At 66.1% G+C, this 20,037-nt stretch carries 16 protein-coding genes and 1 pseudogene; 5 read left to right on the forward strand and 12 right to left on the reverse strand.

Annotated features, from left to right (window positions below):
• Positions 1–41: 41 nt before the first annotated feature.
• From QF040_RS07390 to QF040_RS07425, 8 genes and pseudogenes are all read right to left on the reverse strand, one after another.
• On the reverse strand, positions 42–5,897 hold the full coding sequence (locus QF040_RS07390) for an autotransporter outer membrane beta-barrel domain-containing protein (protein ID WP_429610489.1): 5,856 nt from the start codon (positions 5,895–5,897) through the stop codon (positions 42–44).
• A gap of 637 nt (positions 5,898–6,534) precedes the next feature.
• Positions 6,535–6,726, reverse strand: a complete 192-nt coding sequence (locus QF040_RS07395) for a hypothetical protein (RefSeq protein WP_429610490.1) — start codon at positions 6,724–6,726, stop codon at positions 6,535–6,537.
• Positions 6,726–7,535, reverse strand: a complete 810-nt coding sequence (locus tag QF040_RS07400; protein ID WP_429610491.1) for a hypothetical protein — start codon at positions 7,533–7,535, stop codon at positions 6,726–6,728. The genes QF040_RS07395 and QF040_RS07400 overlap by 1 nt, the downstream gene beginning before the upstream one ends.
• A 179-nt stretch (positions 7,536–7,714) precedes the next feature.
• Positions 7,715–7,859 (reverse strand): annotated as a pseudogene (locus tag QF040_RS07405) (IS3 family transposase); the annotation flags it as partial.
• Between the two features lie 25 nt (positions 7,860–7,884).
• Positions 7,885–8,973, reverse strand: a complete 1,089-nt coding sequence (locus QF040_RS07410) for a mandelate racemase/muconate lactonizing enzyme family protein (protein ID WP_429610492.1) — start codon at positions 8,971–8,973, stop codon at positions 7,885–7,887.
• 108 nt (positions 8,974–9,081) lie between these two features.
• Entirely contained in the window at positions 9,082–10,125 is a 1,044-nt protein-coding gene (locus QF040_RS07415; RefSeq protein ID WP_429610493.1) for a relaxase/mobilization nuclease domain-containing protein, read from the reverse strand.
• Positions 10,126–10,180: 55 nt separating this feature from the next.
• The gene (locus QF040_RS07420; RefSeq protein WP_429610494.1) at positions 10,181–10,762 is read right to left on the reverse strand and encodes a hypothetical protein; all 582 of its coding nucleotides are present in this window, start codon (positions 10,760–10,762) and stop codon (positions 10,181–10,183) included.
• Positions 10,763–11,175: 413 nt separating this feature from the next.
• Positions 11,176–13,263 (reverse strand): ParB/RepB/Spo0J family partition protein, encoded by a 2,088-nt coding sequence (locus QF040_RS07425; RefSeq protein ID WP_429610495.1) that lies wholly within the window; start codon positions 13,261–13,263, stop codon positions 11,176–11,178.
• Between the two features lie 936 nt (positions 13,264–14,199).
• Between QF040_RS07425 and QF040_RS07430 the strand changes: the two genes are divergently transcribed.
• Both QF040_RS07430 and QF040_RS07435 read left to right on the forward strand, forming a co-directional pair.
• Positions 14,200–14,517, forward strand: coding sequence for a type II toxin-antitoxin system ParD family antitoxin (locus QF040_RS07430; protein ID WP_429610496.1), 318 nt, complete (start codon positions 14,200–14,202; stop codon positions 14,515–14,517).
• A gap of 85 nt (positions 14,518–14,602) precedes the next feature.
• Positions 14,603–14,860: a type II toxin-antitoxin system RelE/ParE family toxin gene (locus QF040_RS07435; protein WP_429610497.1), complete on the forward strand. Its 258-nt coding sequence runs from the start codon at positions 14,603–14,605 to the stop codon at positions 14,858–14,860.
• Positions 14,861–15,035: 175 nt separating this feature from the next.
• Here the strand turns inward: QF040_RS07435 and radC are convergent, their stop codons facing one another.
• Positions 15,036–15,695 carry a RadC family protein gene (gene radC / locus QF040_RS07440; protein WP_429610498.1) on the reverse strand — a complete coding sequence of 220 codons (660 nt, stop codon included), beginning with the start codon at positions 15,693–15,695 and terminating at the stop codon, positions 15,036–15,038.
• An 820-nt stretch (positions 15,696–16,515) separates the two neighbouring features.
• Between radC and QF040_RS07445 the strand changes: the two genes are divergently transcribed.
• Positions 16,516–17,759, forward strand: a protein-coding gene (locus QF040_RS07445) for an IS3 family transposase (protein WP_429614627.1) whose coding sequence is annotated in 2 segments (ribosomal slippage) — positions 16,516–16,813 and positions 16,813–17,759 — 1,245 coding nt in all. Because the reading frame shifts where the segments join, the coding sequence is not laid out codon by codon here.
• Here the strand turns inward: QF040_RS07445 and QF040_RS07450 are convergent.
• The 3 genes from QF040_RS07450 to QF040_RS07460 form a co-directional block, all read right to left on the reverse strand.
• Positions 17,729–18,007, reverse strand: a complete 279-nt coding sequence (locus tag QF040_RS07450; RefSeq protein ID WP_429610499.1) for a type II toxin-antitoxin system RelE/ParE family toxin — start codon at positions 18,005–18,007, stop codon at positions 17,729–17,731. The genes QF040_RS07445 and QF040_RS07450 overlap by 31 nt on opposite strands.
• A complete protein-coding gene (locus QF040_RS07455; protein ID WP_429610500.1) occupies positions 18,004–18,306 on the reverse strand; it encodes a YlcI/YnfO family protein in 303 nt (100 codons plus the stop codon). Before QF040_RS07455 ends, QF040_RS07450 begins: the two co-directional genes overlap by 4 nt.
• 296 nt (positions 18,307–18,602) lie before the next feature.
• On the reverse strand, positions 18,603–18,890 hold the full coding sequence (locus QF040_RS07460; RefSeq protein ID WP_429610501.1) for a hypothetical protein: 288 nt from the start codon (positions 18,888–18,890) through the stop codon (positions 18,603–18,605).
• 343 nt (positions 18,891–19,233) lie between these two features.
• On the opposite strand from QF040_RS07460, the gene QF040_RS07465 reads away from it, so the two are divergent.
• On the forward strand, positions 19,234–19,500 hold the full coding sequence (locus QF040_RS07465; RefSeq protein WP_429610502.1) for an antitoxin: 267 nt from the start codon (positions 19,234–19,236) through the stop codon (positions 19,498–19,500).
• A complete protein-coding gene (locus QF040_RS07470) occupies positions 19,497–19,913 on the forward strand; it encodes a type II toxin-antitoxin system VapC family toxin (protein ID WP_429610503.1) in 417 nt (138 codons plus the stop codon). Before QF040_RS07465 ends, QF040_RS07470 begins: the two co-directional genes overlap by 4 nt.
• The last annotated feature ends 124 nt before the right edge of the window (positions 19,914–20,037 follow it).

Consider the following 20,037-nt stretch of genomic DNA (forward strand, 5'->3'; position numbering starts at 1 on the left):
TCCGCCTCACGCCGCGGCTTGCACAAAAACTCAGCCGTCGTTTACCACTTCACCCGCACTCCCAGCGATCCATTCACCGAACTCTTCACTTTGGTATTGCCGCCGCTGGCCCAGAGCTTGCCGATCTCGCCATACAGGCTGGTTGTCTGCCCCAAGGCCAGCGTGAAGCCGCCGGCCAGCTCCGTGCTCCTGCCGCCCGTCGGCGCGGAGATGTCGGTCAGGGTCGCGCCGTTCAGGAAGCTCGCCACGTCCGCGCCGCTCGACGTCTTGTAGACATTGAAGCGGCCGTACGGCTGCAGCGTGCCTGCACCCGTGTCGATCTCGCCCTTGACCCGCACCCCGGCGCGCGCGATCCAGCCGCTGTCGGCCTGCGCCGTGGCGACGGCGCCGGCGATGGCCGAGTTGTTCAGGTCCATGTGCTGATGGATCAGCTGCATCTGCGGCTCGATGCTCCAGCCGCTGCCGCCCAGCGCGAAGGCCTGGCCCAGCTCGATCGAACCCACCAGACTGTTGCCCTTGCCTTCGGTGCCGAGCATGGCGTTCGGCTGCACCGTGTAGCGGTGGCGGCCCGACTGCACCACCGCATCGGCATAGAAGCCGCCATCGGTGTAGGTGCCGTAGATGCCCACGTACTGGTTGCGCAGGTCGTTGCGGCCCACGCCCAGGTTCTGGATGCCGCTGGCAAAGCCGTTCACGTGCGCATCGCCGTCGAGCTGGCCGACATAGAGACCGGCTCGCCAGTTCGGCGTCGCCAGCAAGTCGGTGCCAGCCTGGAAGCCCGTGAGACGGCCCTTGCTCGTCGGCGAAACCGTGCCGCCTTGCCGTATGTCGATATCGGTCGAGAGCACCCGCGCCCAGGCGCGGCGGTCTTCGCCGCCGGGCGTGGTGGCGGTGCCCTTCACGTCGTCGTCACCCACGCGCTTACGCAGATCGCCCAGCATCGCGAGGTTGCCCTGGCGCAGTTGACTGGGCAGGGCCGCGTAAAGAGAGGCTTCGGCGCGGTATGTGACCACGGGAAGCACGGGTGCGCCAGGCATCGTCGGCGGCGTAACCGCAGGCCGGTCCGAACGCAGGTACCAGTTTTCGCCCGCACCGGCGGCATCGCCCGCGTTCAGGCGGTACTCGTAGGCGCCGGCATCCACATGGCCGCCCGCAAGCACGAAAGCGTCCTTGGTCGTCTGCGCGGTGGTGGTCGCTCCGTTCTGCGCGGTGATCACCTCGATGCCGCTGCCCGTGGTGAACGCGCCTAGGCCGCCGAGGTTGGTGACCTGCACGGTGGTCTTGCCGGTGGCGGTGCCGCCGTTGATCACCAGCCGGTCCGACGGGCCAGTGCCGTTCAGCGCGGTGCCGATCTTGAGCACGCCGTTGGTGCCCACGTAGTTGCCGTTGACCGTGAGCGTGGTGCCCGCGACCGCACCGGCGAGCGAGACTGTGCCGCTGTTGGCCAGCGAGGCCACCGTCTGGCGGAGGCCGGCGAGGTCCAGGGTCGCACCTGTCGCCACGCTGTGCGCCGAGGCCGCGCTGAAGGTGTTCGCCGCCCCCGCCTTCAGTGAGCCCTGCGCCATGTTCGTCACGCCGGTGTAGCTGTTGGCCCCCGACAGCGTCAGTGTGCCCGTGCCTTGCTTGGTGATGAAGCCGCCGCCGCTGATCGCACCGCCCAGGGTGCCGTCGAAGGCGCCGGTGTCGATGATGGGATCGTTCTGCCCCGTGAGCTGGATCGCGTTGGTGATCGTCAGGTTGTTCGCACCAAAGCCCAGCGTGGTGTCGTCGTCCATTGTCAGCGCGCCGGTGCCCAGCGCCTGGCTGTGGCCGACATTCAACCGGCCTTGGCGCAGCGCCGTGCCGCCCGTATAGGTGTTGGCGCCCGAGAGCGTGAGCGTGCCGCTGCCGACCTTGACGACAGAGCCACCCGTGCCTGTGCCCGGCTGCGCGAACTGGCTGCCCTTGTCGCTGATCACGCCAGCGATGACGTCGCTGGTGTTGAGGCCGCCGACCGTAAGTTGGGCGGCCCCCAGCACCACGCCGCCCGCGCCCGCGAGAGCGCCGACAGCGATGCCGGTCTTGGACGTGACGCCCGACACGTCAACGGTTCCGCCCTTGGCGTTGGTGATTTGCGCGTTCGTGGCCGAGGCGGTGTCCGCGAAGTACACGGTACCGCCGTCGAGGTTGCCGATGTTCGCGCTTCCTGCCGATGCGGCGTTCACAAAGCGCACCAAGCTCTTGTCGCCGTTGAAGATGGTGGCTCTGCCTGCGTTGCCAGTCTGCGTGAAGTCGACCGCGCCGCCCAGGTTGGTGATGGTGGCGCTGGCCGCGGTGCTGGCACCGGCGAAGACCAGCGTGTTCGCGCCCGGCGTCTGCCAGCCGGCGCCGTTGAGCGAGAGCTTGGCGGTGGAGGCCGTGGCAGTCCCGTCGAACGACAGCACATTGGCGCTGTCGGCGCTGCCGGTGCGGCCGACCCGGTAGCTGTTGGTGCCGGCGTCGGCGCCATCGCCGAACGCAAGCTGGGTGCCGTTGCCTTGCTGCTGTACCGGGCCCTGACCGAGGGTGGCGCCGCCATAGACGAAGATGCTCGCGCCGTCCTGCAGCGTGGTGCTGCCGGCGTAGCTGTTTGCGGTCGTCAGGCTCAGGATGCCGCCATTGCCCTGGACCGTGAGTCCGCCGCCGCCGGCGATGCCGCCGGCCGCCCCGAACGAGCTGCCCACGAGATCCAGCGTGCCGCCGGCCGCGCCGAGCGTGATCCCGCGTTTGGAGTCGATGGCCACCGGGCCCGCCGCACCCGCGACGCGCAGCGTGCCGCCGTCCAGCGTGAGGCCGCCGCTGGCCGCGCCCAGGTTGTTGTCGGCGCCGATCTGCAACGCGCCCCCGCGCACGGTGGTACCGCCGGTGTAGGTGTTGGAGCCCGAGAGCGCCAGCGTGCCGGCGCCGGTTTTCAGGACCCCGTCGGTGCCCGCGATGACGTTCTCGATGGCCGCATTCCACGCGGCGCTCCCCGCGCTGCCGTCGCCGACGCGGACCTCGACTGGGCCCGGCGCGGCCTTGTCGGCGACCAGCGTGATCGTGTCGCCGGACAGCCGATAGCCGTCGCTCGCGAACTGCATGCCCGTGGCCGACACGGCGCCGCCGCTCTTGTCGACCACCACCTTGCCGGCCGCGCCACCGAAGATCGCGAAGGCAGGCTGGGGTTGCATCACGGAGGTGACGGAACCCGTCGCATCGGTCCAGCTCGGCTGCGTGGTGCTCCAGGTGCCGTCGCCGCCGCCCATCTGGGACGCACTGGCCAGGCCGTTGCCGTTCCAGTAGTTCAGCGTCAAGCCGGCCGTGTTGATCAGGTTGACCTGCTTGCTCGCCGCAAGGTACTGAAGCGACAGGATGCCGCCGGCCGGCACGCTGCCCAGTGCAATGCCGCCGTTGCTCTGCGTGAGCGTTCCGCCGTAGCTAAAGAGCCGGTACAGACCGGCCCCCATGCCGCCGGTGTCTGTCACATTAAGCGTGGCACCGCTGAGCGTCAGATTGCCGCCGACCGCAACGCTGTCGCCCGCCCCCGGCACCGAGAAGCTGCCGCCCGGCGCGCCGAATTCGAAGTCGAGCACGCTGCCCTTGGCCAGGTCCAGGCTACCGTCGATGGTGAGGGTGCCGATCGAGTTGCCCGGCGCCAGGTGCGCACCCGAGGCAATGGCCACGTCGCCGCCTATGCGCCCGTGGCCGCCCAATGTCGCACCCGCGGCAACGTCGACCGCGCCGTTGAGGCGCGCGCCTGTGGAACTGTCGCTGCCGACCACCAGCTTGCCGGCCTGCACCGACGTGAGGCCGGTGTAGGTATTGAACCCGTCCAGCACCAGCGTGCCGGTGCCCTGCTTGATGAGGGTGGCGCCTGCGCCCTCGATGCCGCCCGCAAAGACCGTGTCGTTGGCGGTGCCCAGGGTCAGGGCCTTGTCGCCCAGGACGATCGAGCTTGTCCCACCGTTGAGGTCGCCCAGCGTGAGGGCCGCCGCGTTCGAACCGCTCACATCGAACAACGCGCCGTTTCCCAGCGTGAGGGCGGTGCCCACCGCGAGCGCGCCGTTGCCGGTGAGGTACAGATTGCCTGTATCGAGGGTCGTACCACCGGTGTAAGTCTGCGCCTGGGTGAGTGTCCAGCTTCCCGCGTTCCGGATATGCAGCGCCCCGCCCTTGCCGCCGCCGATGCCGCCGTCCTGGATCACGCCGTCGAACTGGGTTGTGCTCGAGATGTTGTTAGTCGTGAGGATCTTGCTGCCGATGGCCACCGTGCCGGCGCCACGAAGGAAATTCAACGACGCCCCGTTGGTGGTCTGGGAGATATCGACCGTCGCGCCGGCCGCCACGGAAACATCTTGACGGCCGACGATGCCCGCACCCTTGAGCGCGAGCGTGCCGGCGTTGACGATCGTGGGGTCCACGTAGTCGCTGCCCGCGCTCTCTAGCGTCAGCGTGCCCAGGCCGTCCTTCTCGAACTGACCGTAGATACCCTGATAGCGCAGCGCACCGGCCAGCGTGAGATCGGAGCCGTTGGTGTCGATCGTCGCGATGCCGCCTATGAACACATCGCGGGCCACCGTGAACGCACCGGTGGCACGCAGCGTGCCATCGTTCAGGCTGACCTTGCTGCCTGCCGCGCCAAGATTGACGTCGCTGCCGGCGAGCAGTGTGCTTCTGCTCACCGTCAGTCCGCCTTCGAAGGTGTTGTTGCCCGTCAAGGCGAGCGTGCCGCCCGTGACGGCCAGACTGCCCTTGCCCGAAACGGTACCGGAGAACACCGTGTTCACGCCGGGGCCGCCGACCGAGAGCGCGGCACTGCCAAGCGCGACGTTGCCGGAGCCCGCCAGCGAACCGAAGGTCTGGTCGAAGCCCCTCAGGTCAAGGGTGGCGCCCGCGCCAACGCCCACCGGCGTGCTGGCGTTGAAGACATTGGTCAACCCCATGGCCAGCGTGCCTGCCTGGATGGCCACACTGTTGGCACCGATCGCGCGGTCGAGCGTCCAAGTCCCGATGCCATCCTTGACGAGCTTGCCGCCGAAGAACGTGCCGCCGGTCACCGCCTGCGAGTGGAGCTGAGCGCCGGCACCCGTCAGTGTCAGCGTGGAGGCGACGTTGCCTGCTTTACCGATCTGCAGATAGCCGTCGATCTGGCCGCCCGTGGACAACGTCACATCGTTCACCGCGCCCTGCATGTCGACGGAGCCGTTCATCTGGCCGGCGTTGCTCAGCGTCGCGTCGCCCGCGCTGAAGTAGACCGCGAAGCCGACGCCTGTGATGGTCGAGCCCGCTTCGTTGACAACCTTGCCGGTGGCATCGAATCCGACTGCGGCGCCGGCTTTCGAGACGATGGAACTGTTGCCCGCGTTCAGCACCGAGCCGCCGTCATAGAACACGACGCCATAGCCGCTTGTACCCTCGACGCTTGCACCCGCGGTATTCCTCAGTGTCGCAGCGCCCCCGACTCCGTTGATGCCCGTGCGCAACGCCGTGATGTGGCCGCCCGCGTTGTTGAGGACGCTGGCGCCGTTCAGGAGGATCCCGTCTTCACCGAGGATAGTGCCGCCGTTGTTGATCGTGCTGGGGATGGTGGCATTCGTGGTAACACCGGTCGTTCCCAACGTCGACTGTCCGAGCGTGCCGGTGTTGTTGAGCACCGAACTTTTTTCCATGTACACCGGGGTCGGCGAGACGCCACTGCAGTCGATGACAGCGCCCGTCGTGACGCAGTTCGCCTGCGCAGAGCCGCTCATGCCGAAGACGCCCACGGCTAGCAACGCGGCGACCGCATGGCCTGCATGCACGCGGGAGCGGCTGCGTTTTCCGCGGGCACTGGCATTCTCCGAAACCGCCACCCATGCGCCCGTGGCGGCGTTCCAAAGTGACTTGTAGGTGCGATTCATGGGCAGGGTCCTCTGTGCGAAGTGAAGTACGAGCGCCTGGTATCGGGGCGACGAAGAATGGAGAGATCAACTCGGGCCAGGCTGCAGCGTCAGGCGTACCCCGGCGGGGATCCGGCCAACTCGCGCACGGCGCGCAGGACAACTGCAGGAGACGCATCAGGTTTGTGATGGCGCGTCGCGTTGCGCGTCGTGCGGTACGAAAAGCCTTGCCTTTGTGGGCGAAGCTGCCCAGGTTGCCACTTTGGGTTTACTTGTTTTCATGGGCGCCTCGTCCCGGTGATCTCACGGCTTATCCGGCCAGATGCATTGCCGGGTCGCGGCGGATTTTGCGTCGTCTCGCCAGCGATTGCACCTTACTTCTTCTTGCAATGTTGCGGCTCGGTCACGCTTTTCCGATCGGCTGACGTCCGACTGGCTGTGCCACGCATGCAGAGTGCGCGCATCACCATGTTGAAGTCTTCGGCGTCGCCGCATCGAGCATACGTTGCAGCGTCTCATCGACGTAAGACAGGTCGCCGGCGTCGGCCAGCAGGCCGGACCAGTCACAGGCCGAGCCGTTGCCAAGGACTCATGTGACCAGGCACCTCACGCTTTTCTCCTTGCGTCAGCTTCTGACCCGTGATCGAGCCCGCGTCGCTCAGACTGAGGCCTGCAGGCGCAGCACTTCCTGTTTGAGGAGTTCGACAAAGGACACCTTGAGCTCGGCGCTCGCGTACTTCGGCAACTGCAGGGGAATGCCTTGGTCGTTCAGCACCTCGTCGCCCTTCTCCGCCAGCCGCAGCGAGAGCGCATCGAGCCTGTCCAGGCCGACGCGAACCGGCTCTTCCATCAGGTCCTTGCTGTAGAGCGCCTTCGCCGTGAGTGCGAACCCGTATGGCCCGCCAACAACGGGAAGTCGACCAGTGCGAACTGCATTGGCTCGTCGGGAGTGATCTGGAATTTTCCGATCACCTTGCCAAGCTTCTTGGCGAGTTTGGGATTCGCCGGATCGAGCAGGTTGTCGCTTGCGGCATGGTCGGCGATCAGGCCGGTCAAGGTCCACGTGCGTTGCGGCGCCTGACGCTGGCTGGCGTGTTGCGCGTGGTAATCCAGGACGGTCGTCACCACGGCATCGAGCAACACGTTGAGTCGATTCGACAGGGCGGACTCTGGACGGCCTGCCACAGCCGCCCAATCCTTCCACGCCTTGTATCGGCCCAGCAGCATTGACACGAAGGCGCCGGCGTCGTCGGCGCGCATGGGCAGGGCGTGGCCCTGGGCCGGCGGCGGCGAGGCAAACAACACGGTGAAGTCGTCCTGCATGTAGAGCGTCTGATCGGTCAGCAGCAGGCCTTGGGCCGTGCGTCGACCGCTGAGCCGATTCATGGCGTGGTAGCCGACGAACAGCAACGGGATCTCGTCGCCGACCCAGGGCTTGGGGCCGTAGATCTGCTCGACGGCCTGCGCGAACACCTGGGCCGCGTCCTCATGGTCGGGATGGTCCGCCTGGTCGGGCAGAAAGAGGAATGCCGAGAGGTCGGCGTTGGACGGCCTGCGCACCTGCAGTTCGAGGATGGCGCGCAACGCGTCGCCATGGCGCGCGTGGTCAGCCGGCAGCGCCGCCAGGTGGTCGCTGAACGACGAATAGACGAATGGCACGATGTGTTTCCTCCCGAAGTAACTGTTGAAAGTGCGAACCGAAACCGATCTCGCGCGCCCCCGCCGAGGCGCGCTGAAATCGCCTATGGGCCTGCCGCCTTGGCGAAAGGCAGCACAGGGGATTCTCGGGCGACCTGCGCCCAGGGCCGTGGGGCGGTGCAGATAAAAACTTAACTGTTTTATGTCGCAAGTCCGAGACTTTGTCGGTATTCGATAGGGCTGAGACCAAGGGAGATCCTGATCCGCTTCTCGTAGTCCAGCGGATGTAGGAATCAACTTCTTGATGAACCGCTCGACCGTGGCGGCCCTCCAGTCCCGAGAGTATCGCTAACCTATCGAAGCTTCGCGCCTAGACCCGATATGGCGCGAGTTTCGCCCAGTCGAAACTCACTCCGGTCCCAGGCTCCTCGGGTGCCACTGCGCGCCGATTTTCCACGACCAAGGGGCGCGCCGTGTATTCGTCGATGGGGAAGCTGTGGACCTCCATCCAGCCTGCGTTCGGCTGCGCCGCCATCAGGCTCACGTGCAGCTCCTGCATGCCATGCGAGCACACCGGGATGCCGTGGCGGCGCGAGCGCTCTGCCACCTTCAGCCAGCCAGTGACGCCGCCGCAGTTGGAGGCGTCCGGCTGGATGAAGGACAGCCGCGCCTGCTCGAACGCATGGTCGAACTCATGAATGGTGTGGAGGTTTTCGCCCATCGCTAGCGGCACGCCCGTGGCCTCGGCAATGCGCGCATAGCCCTGGTAATCGTCCGGGATGGTCGGCTCCTCGAACCAGAAGACATCGAAAGGCTTGAAGCGCTTGGCCGCGGCAATGGCTTGGTCCACGCTCATTGCATAGTTGGCATCCACCATCAAGGTGATTCCCTCACCGATCAGTTGCCGCACTGCGCGGATACGCTCGATGTCCTCCTCGAGGTTCTCGCGCCCGATCTTGATCTTGACGCCGCCAAAGCCACGGGCGAGATAGCCGCGCACGTTGTCCAGCAGCTTGTCCAGCGGGAACGCCAGGTCGATGCCGCCGCAGTACGCGTTGCAGGTGTTCGCGGCGCCGCCGGCAAGTTTCCAGAGCGGTGCTCCGGCCGCCTTGCCGCGGAGGTCCCAAAGCGCGATGTCGATCGCCGAGATCGCGAACGCGGCAATACCGCCGCGCCCGACATAGTGCACATGCCATTCGCTGAAATCGTGGATGGCTTCGACATTCGTGCCGTCCATGCCAATCAGGGCGGGCGCCAGGTCATGGTCGATCATGGCCTTGATGGCATGGCCACCCTTCCCGCCGGTGTAGGTGTAGCCCGTGCCTTCGCTGCCATCGGCAAGCGTCACCGTTGCGGTGACCAGTTCGAAGTGGGTGTGCGCGCCGTGTTTGGCGTCCGTCAAGACTTCAGCGAGGGGAACCTTGAAAAGCTGGCTCGTGATTTTCGCAATGGAACGCATGGAACTCTCCTTGAATCCGGTTGATAGGGAGCAGCGATGGTCGCCCTTCCTCTCTTCTTCTATTTCGAGCTTTGGGTCGCTGCCCGCTATGCCTCGATCACTCCACCATCATCGGACACGTGGCCCAGACGACTTGGCATCCGCGCGCTCCGGCGCTCGACTTTTCTCTGTCTCCCTCCATCGCTCCGCCATTCGTTGCGCATCAGTCTGCACCGCCGGCATGCGTGCGACGAAGCGTGCCACCCGGTCGGCCAACTCAGCCTGGCCCTGACTTCGAAGCGCATCCGTAACTGCGTGCCAGCCCGCCACCACCTCATTTCGCGTGCGCTGCATGGTCTCTTTGCCGGCATCCAGGGTGGCTCGCTTCGTCTGTAAGGCCTTGAGCACGCTCTCCAGCTTGGCGCGCATGAAGGTCGAGGTCTTCGGCGGTCGATGCCCGGCCCGGTCGCTGGGCGGCAGTTGCCCGAATGTCCGAAGCGCGCGGAGCCGATGATGGATCGCATCCCTGTACGGCTTGCGGGTCTGCCCTCGCACTTGGCGCGGCGTGGCATTGGCCGCCACGCCCTGCTCGCGCATCAGCGCGGCGAACTGCTCGCGCCACTGGCGCAGTGTGTCCTTGCGGATGTAGAGGCGCTTGCCGGGCTCGAACTCGTGCTCGCACTTGACCACCAGATGCACATGCGGGTGCGGCTGATCGGTGTGCAGCACCATGGCGTAGCGATATTGCAGCGCGAAGTTCTCGCGTGCGAAGACACGCGCCGCAGCCAGTACCTTTTCCGGTGGCGTGCCAGCGGGCATGGACAGGACGATGTTGTGGACCAACTTCGCACGCGTGTCTTTCTGCCCCGGAGCGGGTCTCGGCTTGTACTGGCTTCTGCAAAGCTCAAGCCGCCAGTCGGCCGTGATCTCCTTGGCTGCGCCTCGCCCCTGCTGCGTCAGCCCCTCGTCGGTTTCCAACTCCAGCTTGCCATGCCGGCCGATGTAGCGCAGATGGGCCTCGACGCCGCCAACGTCCCGTCCGCCGCCCGAGACCTTCACCATCACCTCGGGCGTGCGCCCTACCGTGCGCTGGATCTGCGCGATCTGGTCGGCGCCGAGGCGCAGCGTGCCACCCGGCCCTCGCCGACCGTAGCTCACGATGTCCAGGGTCATGTCGCGCGACCCTCCGGCCGAGCCGTGGCCGCTTCTGTCTACGCGCACCATCTGCTTAGGCATGGCGGTTCCCTTCGCCGGTCTCCCAGCTGATGAGGTTGCGGCGCACGACGGCTGCCGTGGCTTTGCGCGCCTCCTCGACTTCCCGCCGGACCGACGCGATGGTTTCGTCCAGGTCCGGTGCCACCGGCTCAGACTGGGTGTTCGGCATGCCGAACGTTCGAAGCTGCCGTGCCAGCGCAGCCAGCTGGGCGTTGGTCACTTTGATTTGATCCAGTTCGTTCGGGGGCAGCACTGCGGCGTCACGCACATGGTTGTGGATCAGCAGGGCCAGGTAGCTGCCTGTCTTCATTCCACGGGAATGGGCTCGATGCGCCGCCAGCGCTCTATCGCCCTTGCGAAGCCGCAGCGTGATGCGCCCCGCCATGCTGGCGTCGCTTTGCGATTCGTGTGGCAACCGCTGTCCACCCGAGTCCAGCGAGTTTTGTCCGTTGGTCTTGAGTACCTCGTCGACCATCTTCGCGAGCAGAGTCGACACACTGAGATGATGCCGCGCCGCCAGTGCGGCGAAGCGTGCCCTCGTTTCGGGCGGCACCCGGGTGGCTGTCACGCGGCCTGATAGAGAGGTCTTGGTCATTGCAACGCCGTTGCAGTAAACAATGTCTGACGTCAGTCTATCCTGCCCTCATCGCCGTTCAAGGACTTTGCTCCCGGTATCCACGCATCTCTTCCCGCCCCTCTCTCATGCTAGATGCCGCGCAGTGCGTGCGTCCCCACACACCTTCATTGTTCGGCATGCCGAACGCTCAGGAAGAGAGATTGAAAGACAGCCGGCCCACGGTACGGCTCTGCAGTGGTGCGTCATGGGGGCATCCGTACCGCGACGCCCAGGCTCGCCAGCGATCTGCCGCCACGCCCTTGAAACCCCGCGGGACGATCGCACCGCATTCCTGAGACAAGAAACGGCGCACAGATCGCTGGCGAAGGCGCATGCGCATGCGCCCCGATGTTCGGCATGCCGAACGTCAGGGGCGCACGGCTCCCGATTGACTACGCCTCGATTTCTCCCGGGCACGGTGCCGCCGCGAGCCGGCGCAGCGGGGACGGCAGCCAGCGCGTGCCCTCCAGCCTGCGGGCGCAATGCGCCGCGGCCTCGGCCTTCTTCATCGCGGCCATGGCCGGCGTCGCCTGCTCGCCGGTCGCCTCCTGCACCGCTTCGAGCGCCTTTACCTTGCTGACATGGCCAAGGTAGTTCTCGGCGGTCGGCGTCCACCAGTCCGCCATGTCGAGGCCCAGCGCCTCGGCGATGGCGTCGCTCTGGTCGGCCGAGCGTTCGCGCGCGGCGACCGCATCGATGCTGCGGGCGGTGCAATACGCCAGCAGGTCGAGCAGCACCTCGTGCGGCTGCGCGAGCAGCCAGCGGAACAGGGCCTCGGGATCGCCGGGCAGACGCTCTCCCCATTCGGCCGCAGCCCGCACGAGCAGCGCACCGGCCGGTGATTCCTCGTAGCCGGTGGCCGACTGCGCGAGGCTGTAGTCGCTGGTCACATGCACATGGACCTTCACCACATCGTTGCCGCGGCCATAGTGGCCGAACACGGTTTCCGCCATCCGGTGGACCAGCGTCGCCAGCGCCACCTGCGGGTCCTGCATCAGCGCGGCCTGCAGCGCGGCAGTGCGATGCGCGGTCAGATCGCGCATCAGCTTCTCGCTGAACGCGGCGCGCATTCTCGCGGTGCCCGCACCCGCCTCGTCGCCGTCGCCGTCACCCTCCGGATCGCCGGTCCCGGAACCGGAGGGACAGTCCTCCGGCCGCGTCAGCCCCCGGCTCGCCACCACCTCCCCGCGATGGTCGATGCGCAGCAACGCCCCGGTGCGCGCCATCTGCTCGGGCGTCCATGTCAGCCGCGCGGCATGTGCCGCGTCGATCCGGTCGTCCAGCGCATCGAGGGCGCCTGAAAGGCGCTGCATCTCCGCCTCGACATCGACCTCCTCCTTGGCGTCCCCTGCGTCGGGATCGTCGCCCCGCGCTTCCAGCGTCTCGAGGGCTTCGGCGAGCCGGTCGCGCTCGGCCTCCATGGCCGCCAACTCCGCCTCTTCCTCGGGCGTCATCGCCCGTCGTTGCTGCGATGCCTGCCCATAGCGGCGCAGCGCGAGGCCGTCGCCCTCCGTCACGCAATCCACCCATGCCCAGCCTTCCGCGCGCACCTCCTCGGCCAGCGCGCGCAGTTTTTCCATGGCCAGGATCTGCAGCAGCACCGGGTCGTCCAGGTACACGCCGTCGTCATCGTCGTCCTCGGCGAAGAGGTCGCGCCGCACCGTGCCGCCGCGCGCCTCGTAGGCCGCCAGACCCACGAAGCGCGCAAGCCGGCTGCCGCCCGCGCAGGCCTCCTCGGTGAGCTTGCGGCGCAGTGCCCATGCGCTGCGTTCGTACACCGGGAGGCCATCCCACACCGCCTCCTGTGCGGCGGGGTCGTCCGTCAGCGCGAGCGCCTGCAACTCGTCCGGCCCGATCTCATCGGCGCGGTACATCGCCAGAAAACGGGGCGCAAGACGCGCCAGCCGGAGCCTGCGCTCCACTGTCAGCGGCGCCACCCCGAAACGGCCCGCCACCTGCGCCACCGTGAGTCCGCCGTCGATCAGCGCGCGGAACGCTTCCATCTCGTCGGCCGGATGCATCGCCTCGCGCCCCGAGTTTTCCGCGAGGGAGATTTCCACCGCGCGCGCCGACGCAAAGCACCGGCATTCCACCGCCTGCGCCGCATCCATCCGCCCCTCGGCCACGAGCAGCTGCATCGCGCGCAGGCGACGCCCGCCCGCGACCACCGCATACCGTCCGTCCGGCAGCGCCACCACCGCGAGCCGCTGCAGCAGCCCCTGCGATTCGATCAGCGCCGCCAGCTCGGCGATGCCGTCGTCGCGCCGCACCCGGCGCACGTTGGCATCGCCCGGCACCAGCCGGTCCAGCGGCACCAGCAGGTCGTGCGGCGCCGTGTCCGCCTCCCCTGCTGCACCCGCGGCCGCCGTAGCGCGTTCGCCGCGCCGCCCCTTCGTCGAAGCGGCCTTGCGCCGGGAAGCCCCGCCGTTTCCCGCCGCACGGGCCACGTCATTCGCATGAGTCGTCGTTGTCGCAGTCATTGCATTTCCTTTGTCATGAAGTTGAAGAAAGAAAAAGAAGAGAGAAGGACAAAGAGCCCTGCCGGATTCCTAGATTCGGAGCCCCTTGGGAAAGGGTTCCGGATCGCATCGGCCGCGCATCAGCCGCCGGCCGCCGTCTTCCTGAGTTCTTCGCCCGGTGACCCAAGGCGCGCGCGGGGACGGGGGAGCAAGGGGGAAGCCTTCGTAACGCGCATGCGTTATGAACACCCCCTTGCAGGCGCAGCCGGTCCCCCGGCGCCGCGGGCGCACCGTCACCGACAAAGGTGAAGAACTCAGGAAGACGGCACCCGCGCGCGCGTCCCCGAAGGCGCACCGGAACCGCCGCGCGGCGAGCGCCCTCACCTGCCGCGAGGCAGGTCTGATCAGGGGAAGTCCGGGATAGGGGCGAAGCCCCTGCGCCAGGGATGCGCAAGGGGGCCGCAGGCCCTCCCCGCAGGGGATGAGCGCGAAGGCGCGAACCTGGAGCAGCCGACACCGGCCAGGCCGGTGGGGCGCCCACGCCGACAAGCCACTTCACCCGCCCGGACAGCCACCGCCAGCGCCGTCCATCACCCATGCAGCCATGCCTGCGAACAGGACAGCAACGAAGAAGAAGGTCAGGCAGACACGAAGGACAGAGGTGTCGGCGGCCACCGAAGAGGACTGGATGAACGCGAGAAAAGCGCGCCACGCTGCACAAGGGGCCGGCGCGCCGGATGACGGCCCTCACGGCGATGCGCCGGACGCTGATTGCAAAGGCTCGCGCTCTGCGCCAAATTGATCGCTCGCGGATGCCGGCGGCCGCCTGGGACCCATGGTCCTCGGCAACAGCGCTTGAGCTGTGCACTGGTGACCAGGCATACGGTCGAACCGGCCATGGCGGCAGGCCAATCCCGTCTATGGCAAAGTTTGCCATCGCGCGTCAAAGTGTCATCCATGACGCCGATGAACATTTCTCTTCCGGACGAGATGAAGGCATTTGTGGATGCACAGGTCGCGGATCGTCGATATGGCAATGCCAGTGAATACATGCGCGACCTCATCCGGCGGGATCTGGCACGCGAGCAGTTGCTAGCTGCCATCCTTGCAGGCCTCGAATCGGGGCCTGGCGTCGAGTGGACGCCGGCACATTTCGATGAATTGCGGGCCGAGATCGCCCAGGTCGAGGCAGCGGGCACGCCCACGTCGAAGGTCTCCGCCGGGCGCAAAGCCAGGCCTGCCCCCGTGAAGGCCGTGAGGAAGAAAGCGACTTGAGCGTGGAGGGCGTCAAGCGATTCCTTGTCCGCCCTCGTGCCGGCAGGCAGATCACGGCCGCGATCCAGTACGACGCGCGGTCACCATGCAGGCACCGACTGCCGCCAGCGGCTTAGTGGATGAACTGCAGAGGGCTTACGAGCTCATCAAGCGAAATCCCGACGCAGGCTCGCCGCGTCTCGAGGCCGAACTGGGGATGCCCGGTCTGCGCTCATGGAAACTGCCCCGGTATCCCTACCTGATCGTCTATTTCCGGCACCCCGATGTCGTCGATGTGGTGGATGTGCCGCACACGCGCACCAATTACGTTGCCGCGCTGTCCGATCATCTCGGTTCGCTCTGACCATCCCGCGGGGGGCGAACACCGCCTGCACCGGCGCCCAGGCCGGCCATCGGCAATCCCGGGCATGTGCGTGCACGGCGCAGCGCCCGGCGGGCGATGAAAGGAAAGAGGAAAGGAAAGAGGAAAGGAAAGAGGAAAAAAGGAAAGCGGGCGCCGAGGCGCCCGCATGCGGCGCTCAGAGCAGGCCGCACTCGGCCATCGACGCGGCGCGGTTGTGACCCACCACGATGTGATCGAGCACCTGCACGTCGACAAGCGCCAGTGCTTCCTTCAGCACCCGCGTGACCGCCACGTCCGCCTCGGACGGCTCGACATGGCCCGAGGGATGGTTGTGCGCCAGGATTACCGCCGAGGCGTTGAGCTGCAGCGCGCGCTTGACCACCTCGCGCGGATAGACGTCCGCCTGCATCAGCGTGCCGCGAAACATGTCCTCGAAGGCCAGCATCGTGTGCTGCGCGTTCAGGAACAGCACCGCGAAACTCTCGTGCGCCTGCCCGGCGAAGTGCAACTTCAGGTAGTCGGACACCGCGTAGGCGGAACGGAAGGCCTGAGACGGACGCAGATCCTCCATGAGCAGCTCCCGCGCCAAGCGCAGGCCCGCGAGCATCTGCAGCCAGCCGATGCCCGACGTGTCCCGCGCGAAGCCGATCAGCCTGTGCAGCGAGCGCCCGTGCACCTCGAACAGCGCCTCGGCTTCCACGCCAAGGAAGGGACGCAGCGCCTCGAGCACCCGCAGATCGCGCGACGAGAGCGCGCCGGCAGCCACGCCGGCCGACGACGAGGACATGAAGGAAGAAGAGCAAAAAGAAGAGGAAGGAGAAGACGAAGCGTTCATGACGAGACTCCTGTGGAAGACACAGGCGGGATTGCCTGCGTGCCCCCACAACCCCGTCGCAGCGCAGCGCTCAAGGCCGCCGCAGGCGCGCGGCACGCGCCGAGCACGCGCAGCGCGCGCAGGGCCTTGAACGCGAGAACGAGGGGGTAGCCTCGGGGTTCACAGGCAGCCCTCCCCTGCCCTTCACCAACGCCCCGAAGGGCCCCGCTCCTGCGATTCGTGTCCGAGGAATAGCCCGCACCGCTTCTCCACCTCGGACGCGGCTATCCGCCGCGCGATGTGTCCCTCGAGGTCAACGCCTGACCGGGCGGTCGGCTCGGGAGACTTGCCATGCAACGAGGCGCCGCTTCGACGTTGGCCGCAGCGCAAAGGGGTCGCCTTGCGCGGCCGCTTGCGCGCCTATGTGACCCTCGGCGGTGGGCCATGGCTCAGCGTTGCCCGCGGAAGTCAGGCCCACGCCATCTAAGAGCAGTTGCTCCCCAGGCGTTCACGGATGCACCCACAGCGACAGCGCAAATGCCCTTGCTTCGGGCTGGCCGCGGATTCGGCATGGCCGCTTGCGATCGCAGTGGCGTTCGAGGCCTGTGCCCCCACCATGATTGCCGCATCGAACTCACTTTCAGTGGTAGTCGTCCTCTCGCTGATACCGAATGGCAGACACCACGATCTCCCTTTCGCTGACGACATGAAACAACGCAACGTCGCCTGATGCGCCGATGAGCTGGCCCCTTGAATGACAGGACACGGTCTATCGCTTATCTTTAAAGATAGGAGTAGGACTGTGAGTACGACTAGGAATACGGATACCGTCGAAGTGATCATGAGGGACCAGCGCCGCAGGCGCTGGTCCCTTGCAGAGAAGGCCGCGCTGGTTCGTCGAAGCTACGAACCTGGCATGAGCGTGTCGCTCGTCGCACGTCAGGAAGGCGTTGCCGCCAGCCTGCTGTTCCAGTGGCGCAAGCTGGAGCGGCAAGGGGCGCTGACGGCTGTATCGGCGGGCGAGGCTGTGGTGCCGGCTTCGGAACTGGCAGCCGCTCGTGCCGAGATCGCCAAGCTACAGCGCGTGCTTGGCAAGAAGACGCTGGAGAACGAGATCCTCAAGGAAGCTGTGGAGTACGCCGCAGAAAAAAAGTGGATTGCGCGCTCGCCCTTGCTGGACGGGGACGGCCAGTGAAGGCCGTCTGCCAGGCCATTGGGTTGGCGCGCTCGAACATTCATCGCTTGCAAGCTCGCCCCGAGTCCTGGATCGACGCCCGGACACGACGCACGGCGCCTGCAAGCGACGTGGCCTTGCTCGACGAGATCAAGGCCCAGATCACCGAGTTGCCGACCTATGGCTACCGGCGTGCCTGCGCATTGGTGAACCGGCATCGAGCCACCACCGGTGCGCCGCGAGTGAACGCCAAGCGCATCTACCGCGTGATGGCGGCTCATGCATTGCTGCTACCGAAGGCGCCGAGACGGCGCCAGTCCAGCCGGCCCCATGAGGGCAAGGTGGCCGTCGCGCACAGCGACATGCGCTGGTGCTCGGACGGCTTCGAGATCAAGTGTGATTCTGGGCAGACCGTGACCGCGACCTTCACCAAGGACTGCTGCGACCGTGAGATCCTGGCCTATCGGGCATGGGAGGGCAAAGGGCTGCCGGGCGAGCCGGTGCGCGAAATGCTCATCGAGGCCGTGGAGAAGCGCTTCGGCGGCGTCGAGGGTGTTCCCAGTACCCACGCCTTGGAGTTCCTCTCGGACAACGGGGGCGCCTACATCGCGGCCGAGACCCGGCAGATCGCTCGACAGCTGGGCCTGAGCCCGGTCAACACGCCCGTGTGTAGCCCCCAGAGCAACGGCATGGCCGAGAGCTTCGTGAACACGTTCAAGCGCGACTACGTCAGCCGCATGGACCTTGCCGATGCGAGAACGGTGATGGCGCAGATGGCCGCAGCCTTCGAGCACTTCAATGAGGTGCATCCACACTCGGCATTGAAGATGAAATCACCCAGGGAGTTCAGGCAGCATCGCGCTGCCCACCAGCGCCTTGCTCAGATCGAGCAGACGCTACATTGCGAATAGCCCGTGTCCTGAAATACGGGGGCAAGATCACCGAATGGAATGACGAGTTCCCGCTCCAGTCGGTCGTCGAAGGCAATTCGACACGTGAACGGATTGGCTTCCAGGATTCGGAACTCCCCTCGGACGGCCAGGAGCGCGCGATCCGGCAACTCCCGGTCTCCATGCTTGAGCGCGACATCGAGGGGAAAGGCTTCAAGACGCTGCAGATCTTCCACCGCCTCGCGCGTCAAGCGCACGACGTATGTCACGGGCGCCGTGTGGAGACGACGCCCTGCCCCGTTTCGACCGCTTTGCGCGCGATGTCGAGCCGGGACTTCATCGCATCGAGGACCTCGTCTACCGCATAGGACTCGCCCGTCTCGAGCGCGCGCGCATGCGATGCGCGTCCACGCGCCACGAATTCTTGCTGCGCCTTGCGACGACGCGCTGCATCGATCGAAGCCTGCTCGATGAAATGCGACAGCGTTTCGCCGTCGAGCAGCACGCCTTCGATCTGTTCTCGAACTGCGGCCGTCACCCGGACCGGAGGGAGTTGGGTCGTCTTCATGGATAAATCGTATAGCAATGCTATGCACCTCGGCCCTTCTCTGCCCCATGCCTTTCTGCGAACCGGCACGAGGCGAAGCGAGGCAGACCGGCACGGCTGCTGGACCACGCCAGATATCGGCCGCCGAAAGCTCCAGTCATTGGATGCGCCGCGCCGCCGGCCATGAAATCCGTGCGCGGCGCAATTCTCTCTGCGGCAAAGTGGGCTGAGCGAGTACAAAAAAATGGATCGGAGATGTCGCCGGAGCGGGCGTCAGGGTCGGATTCAATCCCGTCAAATCCTCGGAAGGCGTTTCATCAAGAGCGTTGGATGGTCTTGCCGATGGCCTGCTGCGGCATAGACGTACGTGTCATCGCCGATACGCCGATACCCAGCTTGTGGTGTGAGGTGAAGACGTTCAAAATGCCAACGGATGCAAGTTCCTGGACATGCGCTCCTGTCAGGAAACCCGTGTCAACCAGCGTCAGTTTTTCGAAGATTTCGTCTTCGGCCTTGAGCCAGTCGGATTCGCTCCACGTGTCGAGCGTGCACTCCTGAAGCGAGAGCAAGTCCTCCTGGGCGTCGGGAAGAATGAAGATGCCCATCACTTGCGGCGTTGGCGAGCTGCTGCCAGTTGCGCACGGGACTCGGCAACGGAAATGCCTTGGCCCTGCGTGCGCTCTTTCTCGCCCAACACGATGATTTCAAGGCGGCGATCAGCGCTTCTTTTCCTGAAATTGCTTGACGCTTTCGATCACCATCCTGGCCTCGCCATTCTGGGTGATGAAGAAGGGTGCACCGTTCATCTATCCAGGTCCTCGGAAATTTGTGCGGCGTGGGTTTTCAGATAGGAGATGGACTGTCACCGTATTGCGTGCCCTGCGGGACCTTGACTTGGCAAGGCGACGTAGCTACATTAGTAGATACATTACCTGTCTGGAGTCCGTCGTGCAGCAATCCACCGCCAAACTCTTTGCCACCGGGGGCAGTCAAGCCGTGCGACTGCCCGCGGAATTCCGCTTCGATGGCACCACCGAGGTCTATATTCGACGCGACGACACGACCGGCGACGTCATCCTGTCCACACGCGCACCCGCGCAGTGGCGCGCGTTCATGCAGATGCGGGAGCAACTAGGTATCGTGCCTCCAGACTTTCCAGACGCGCACGATCAGAGCGAGCAGTTGCGCGACCCTTTCGAAGGCTGGAAGGAATGACGCTGTACATGCTAGACACCAACGCCGCGAGCGAAGCCATCCGAGGCAACCCGGTCTTCGATGCGCGCCTGCAAGCCCTGACCCCAGGGCAATGGTGCATCTCCGCCGTGACCTGCTCCGAACTGAGATTCGGCATCGCCCGGCGTCCCGAGGCTGTGCGGCTGCATCGGATCGTGCAGGAGTTCCTGCGCATTGCGCCGGTCCTGCCTTGGGATTTGCAGGCAGCGCTGCGACATGGCGATCTGCGTGCCCAGTTGAAAGCGGGCGGCACGCCCATCGGCGATTTCGACGAGATGATCGCGGCCCACGCGCTGGGGGTCGGCGCCGTCATCGTCACGGACAACACGAAGCATTTCGCGCGCGTGCCTGGCCTGGTGCTGGATAACTGGCTTCGCGCGCCGACCGAGCGCTGAACTCGCGCCCGGCGATTGGGGCCTTGGCCGGCCTTGCGCCAGATTACTTCGAAACGCACGAGGTGCATGAACGGAAGAGCGATGCGAGGTGACCGAGCTCCCCGCTCGACCGGCGCCGGCAGAG

This window comes from Variovorax sp. W2I14 (assembly GCF_050435205.1).
Classification (GTDB): domain Bacteria; phylum Pseudomonadota; class Gammaproteobacteria; order Burkholderiales; family Burkholderiaceae_C; genus Variovorax; species Variovorax paradoxus_C.

What these genes read in the sequence shown, in the direction of transcription:
- QF040_RS07470 (WP_429610503.1), top strand. Translation starts at nt 19,497, where the DNA reads ATGACGCTGTACATGCTAGACACCAACGCCGCGAGCGAAGCCATCCGA.
- radC (WP_429610498.1), bottom strand. Translation starts at nt 15,695, where the DNA reads ATGAACGCTTCGTCTTCTCCTTCCTCTTCTTTTTGCTCTTCTTCCTTC.
- QF040_RS07425 (WP_429610495.1), bottom strand. Translation starts at nt 13,263, where the DNA reads ATGACTGCGACAACGACGACTCATGCGAATGACGTGGCCCGTGCGGCG.
- QF040_RS07410 (WP_429610492.1), bottom strand. Translation starts at nt 8,973, where the DNA reads ATGCGTTCCATTGCGAAAATCACGAGCCAGCTTTTCAAGGTTCCCCTC.
- QF040_RS07415 (WP_429610493.1), bottom strand. Translation starts at nt 10,125, where the DNA reads ATGACCCTGGACATCGTGAGCTACGGTCGGCGAGGGCCGGGTGGCACG.
- QF040_RS07420 (WP_429610494.1), bottom strand. Translation starts at nt 10,762, where the DNA reads ATGACCAAGACCTCTCTATCAGGCCGCGTGACAGCCACCCGGGTGCCG.
- QF040_RS07395 (WP_429610490.1), bottom strand. Translation starts at nt 6,726, where the DNA reads ATGGAAGAGCCGGTTCGCGTCGGCCTGGACAGGCTCGATGCGCTCTCG.
- QF040_RS07435 (WP_429610497.1), top strand. Translation starts at nt 14,603, where the DNA reads ATGCAGGCACCGACTGCCGCCAGCGGCTTAGTGGATGAACTGCAGAGG.
- QF040_RS07460 (WP_429610501.1), bottom strand. Translation starts at nt 18,890, where the DNA reads ATGGGCATCTTCATTCTTCCCGACGCCCAGGAGGACTTGCTCTCGCTT.
- QF040_RS07455 (WP_429610500.1), bottom strand. Translation starts at nt 18,306, where the DNA reads ATGAAGACGACCCAACTCCCTCCGGTCCGGGTGACGGCCGCAGTTCGA.
- QF040_RS07390 (WP_429610489.1), bottom strand. Translation starts at nt 5,897, where the DNA reads ATGAATCGCACCTACAAGTCACTTTGGAACGCCGCCACGGGCGCATGG.
- QF040_RS07430 (WP_429610496.1), top strand. Translation starts at nt 14,200, where the DNA reads ATGACGCCGATGAACATTTCTCTTCCGGACGAGATGAAGGCATTTGTG.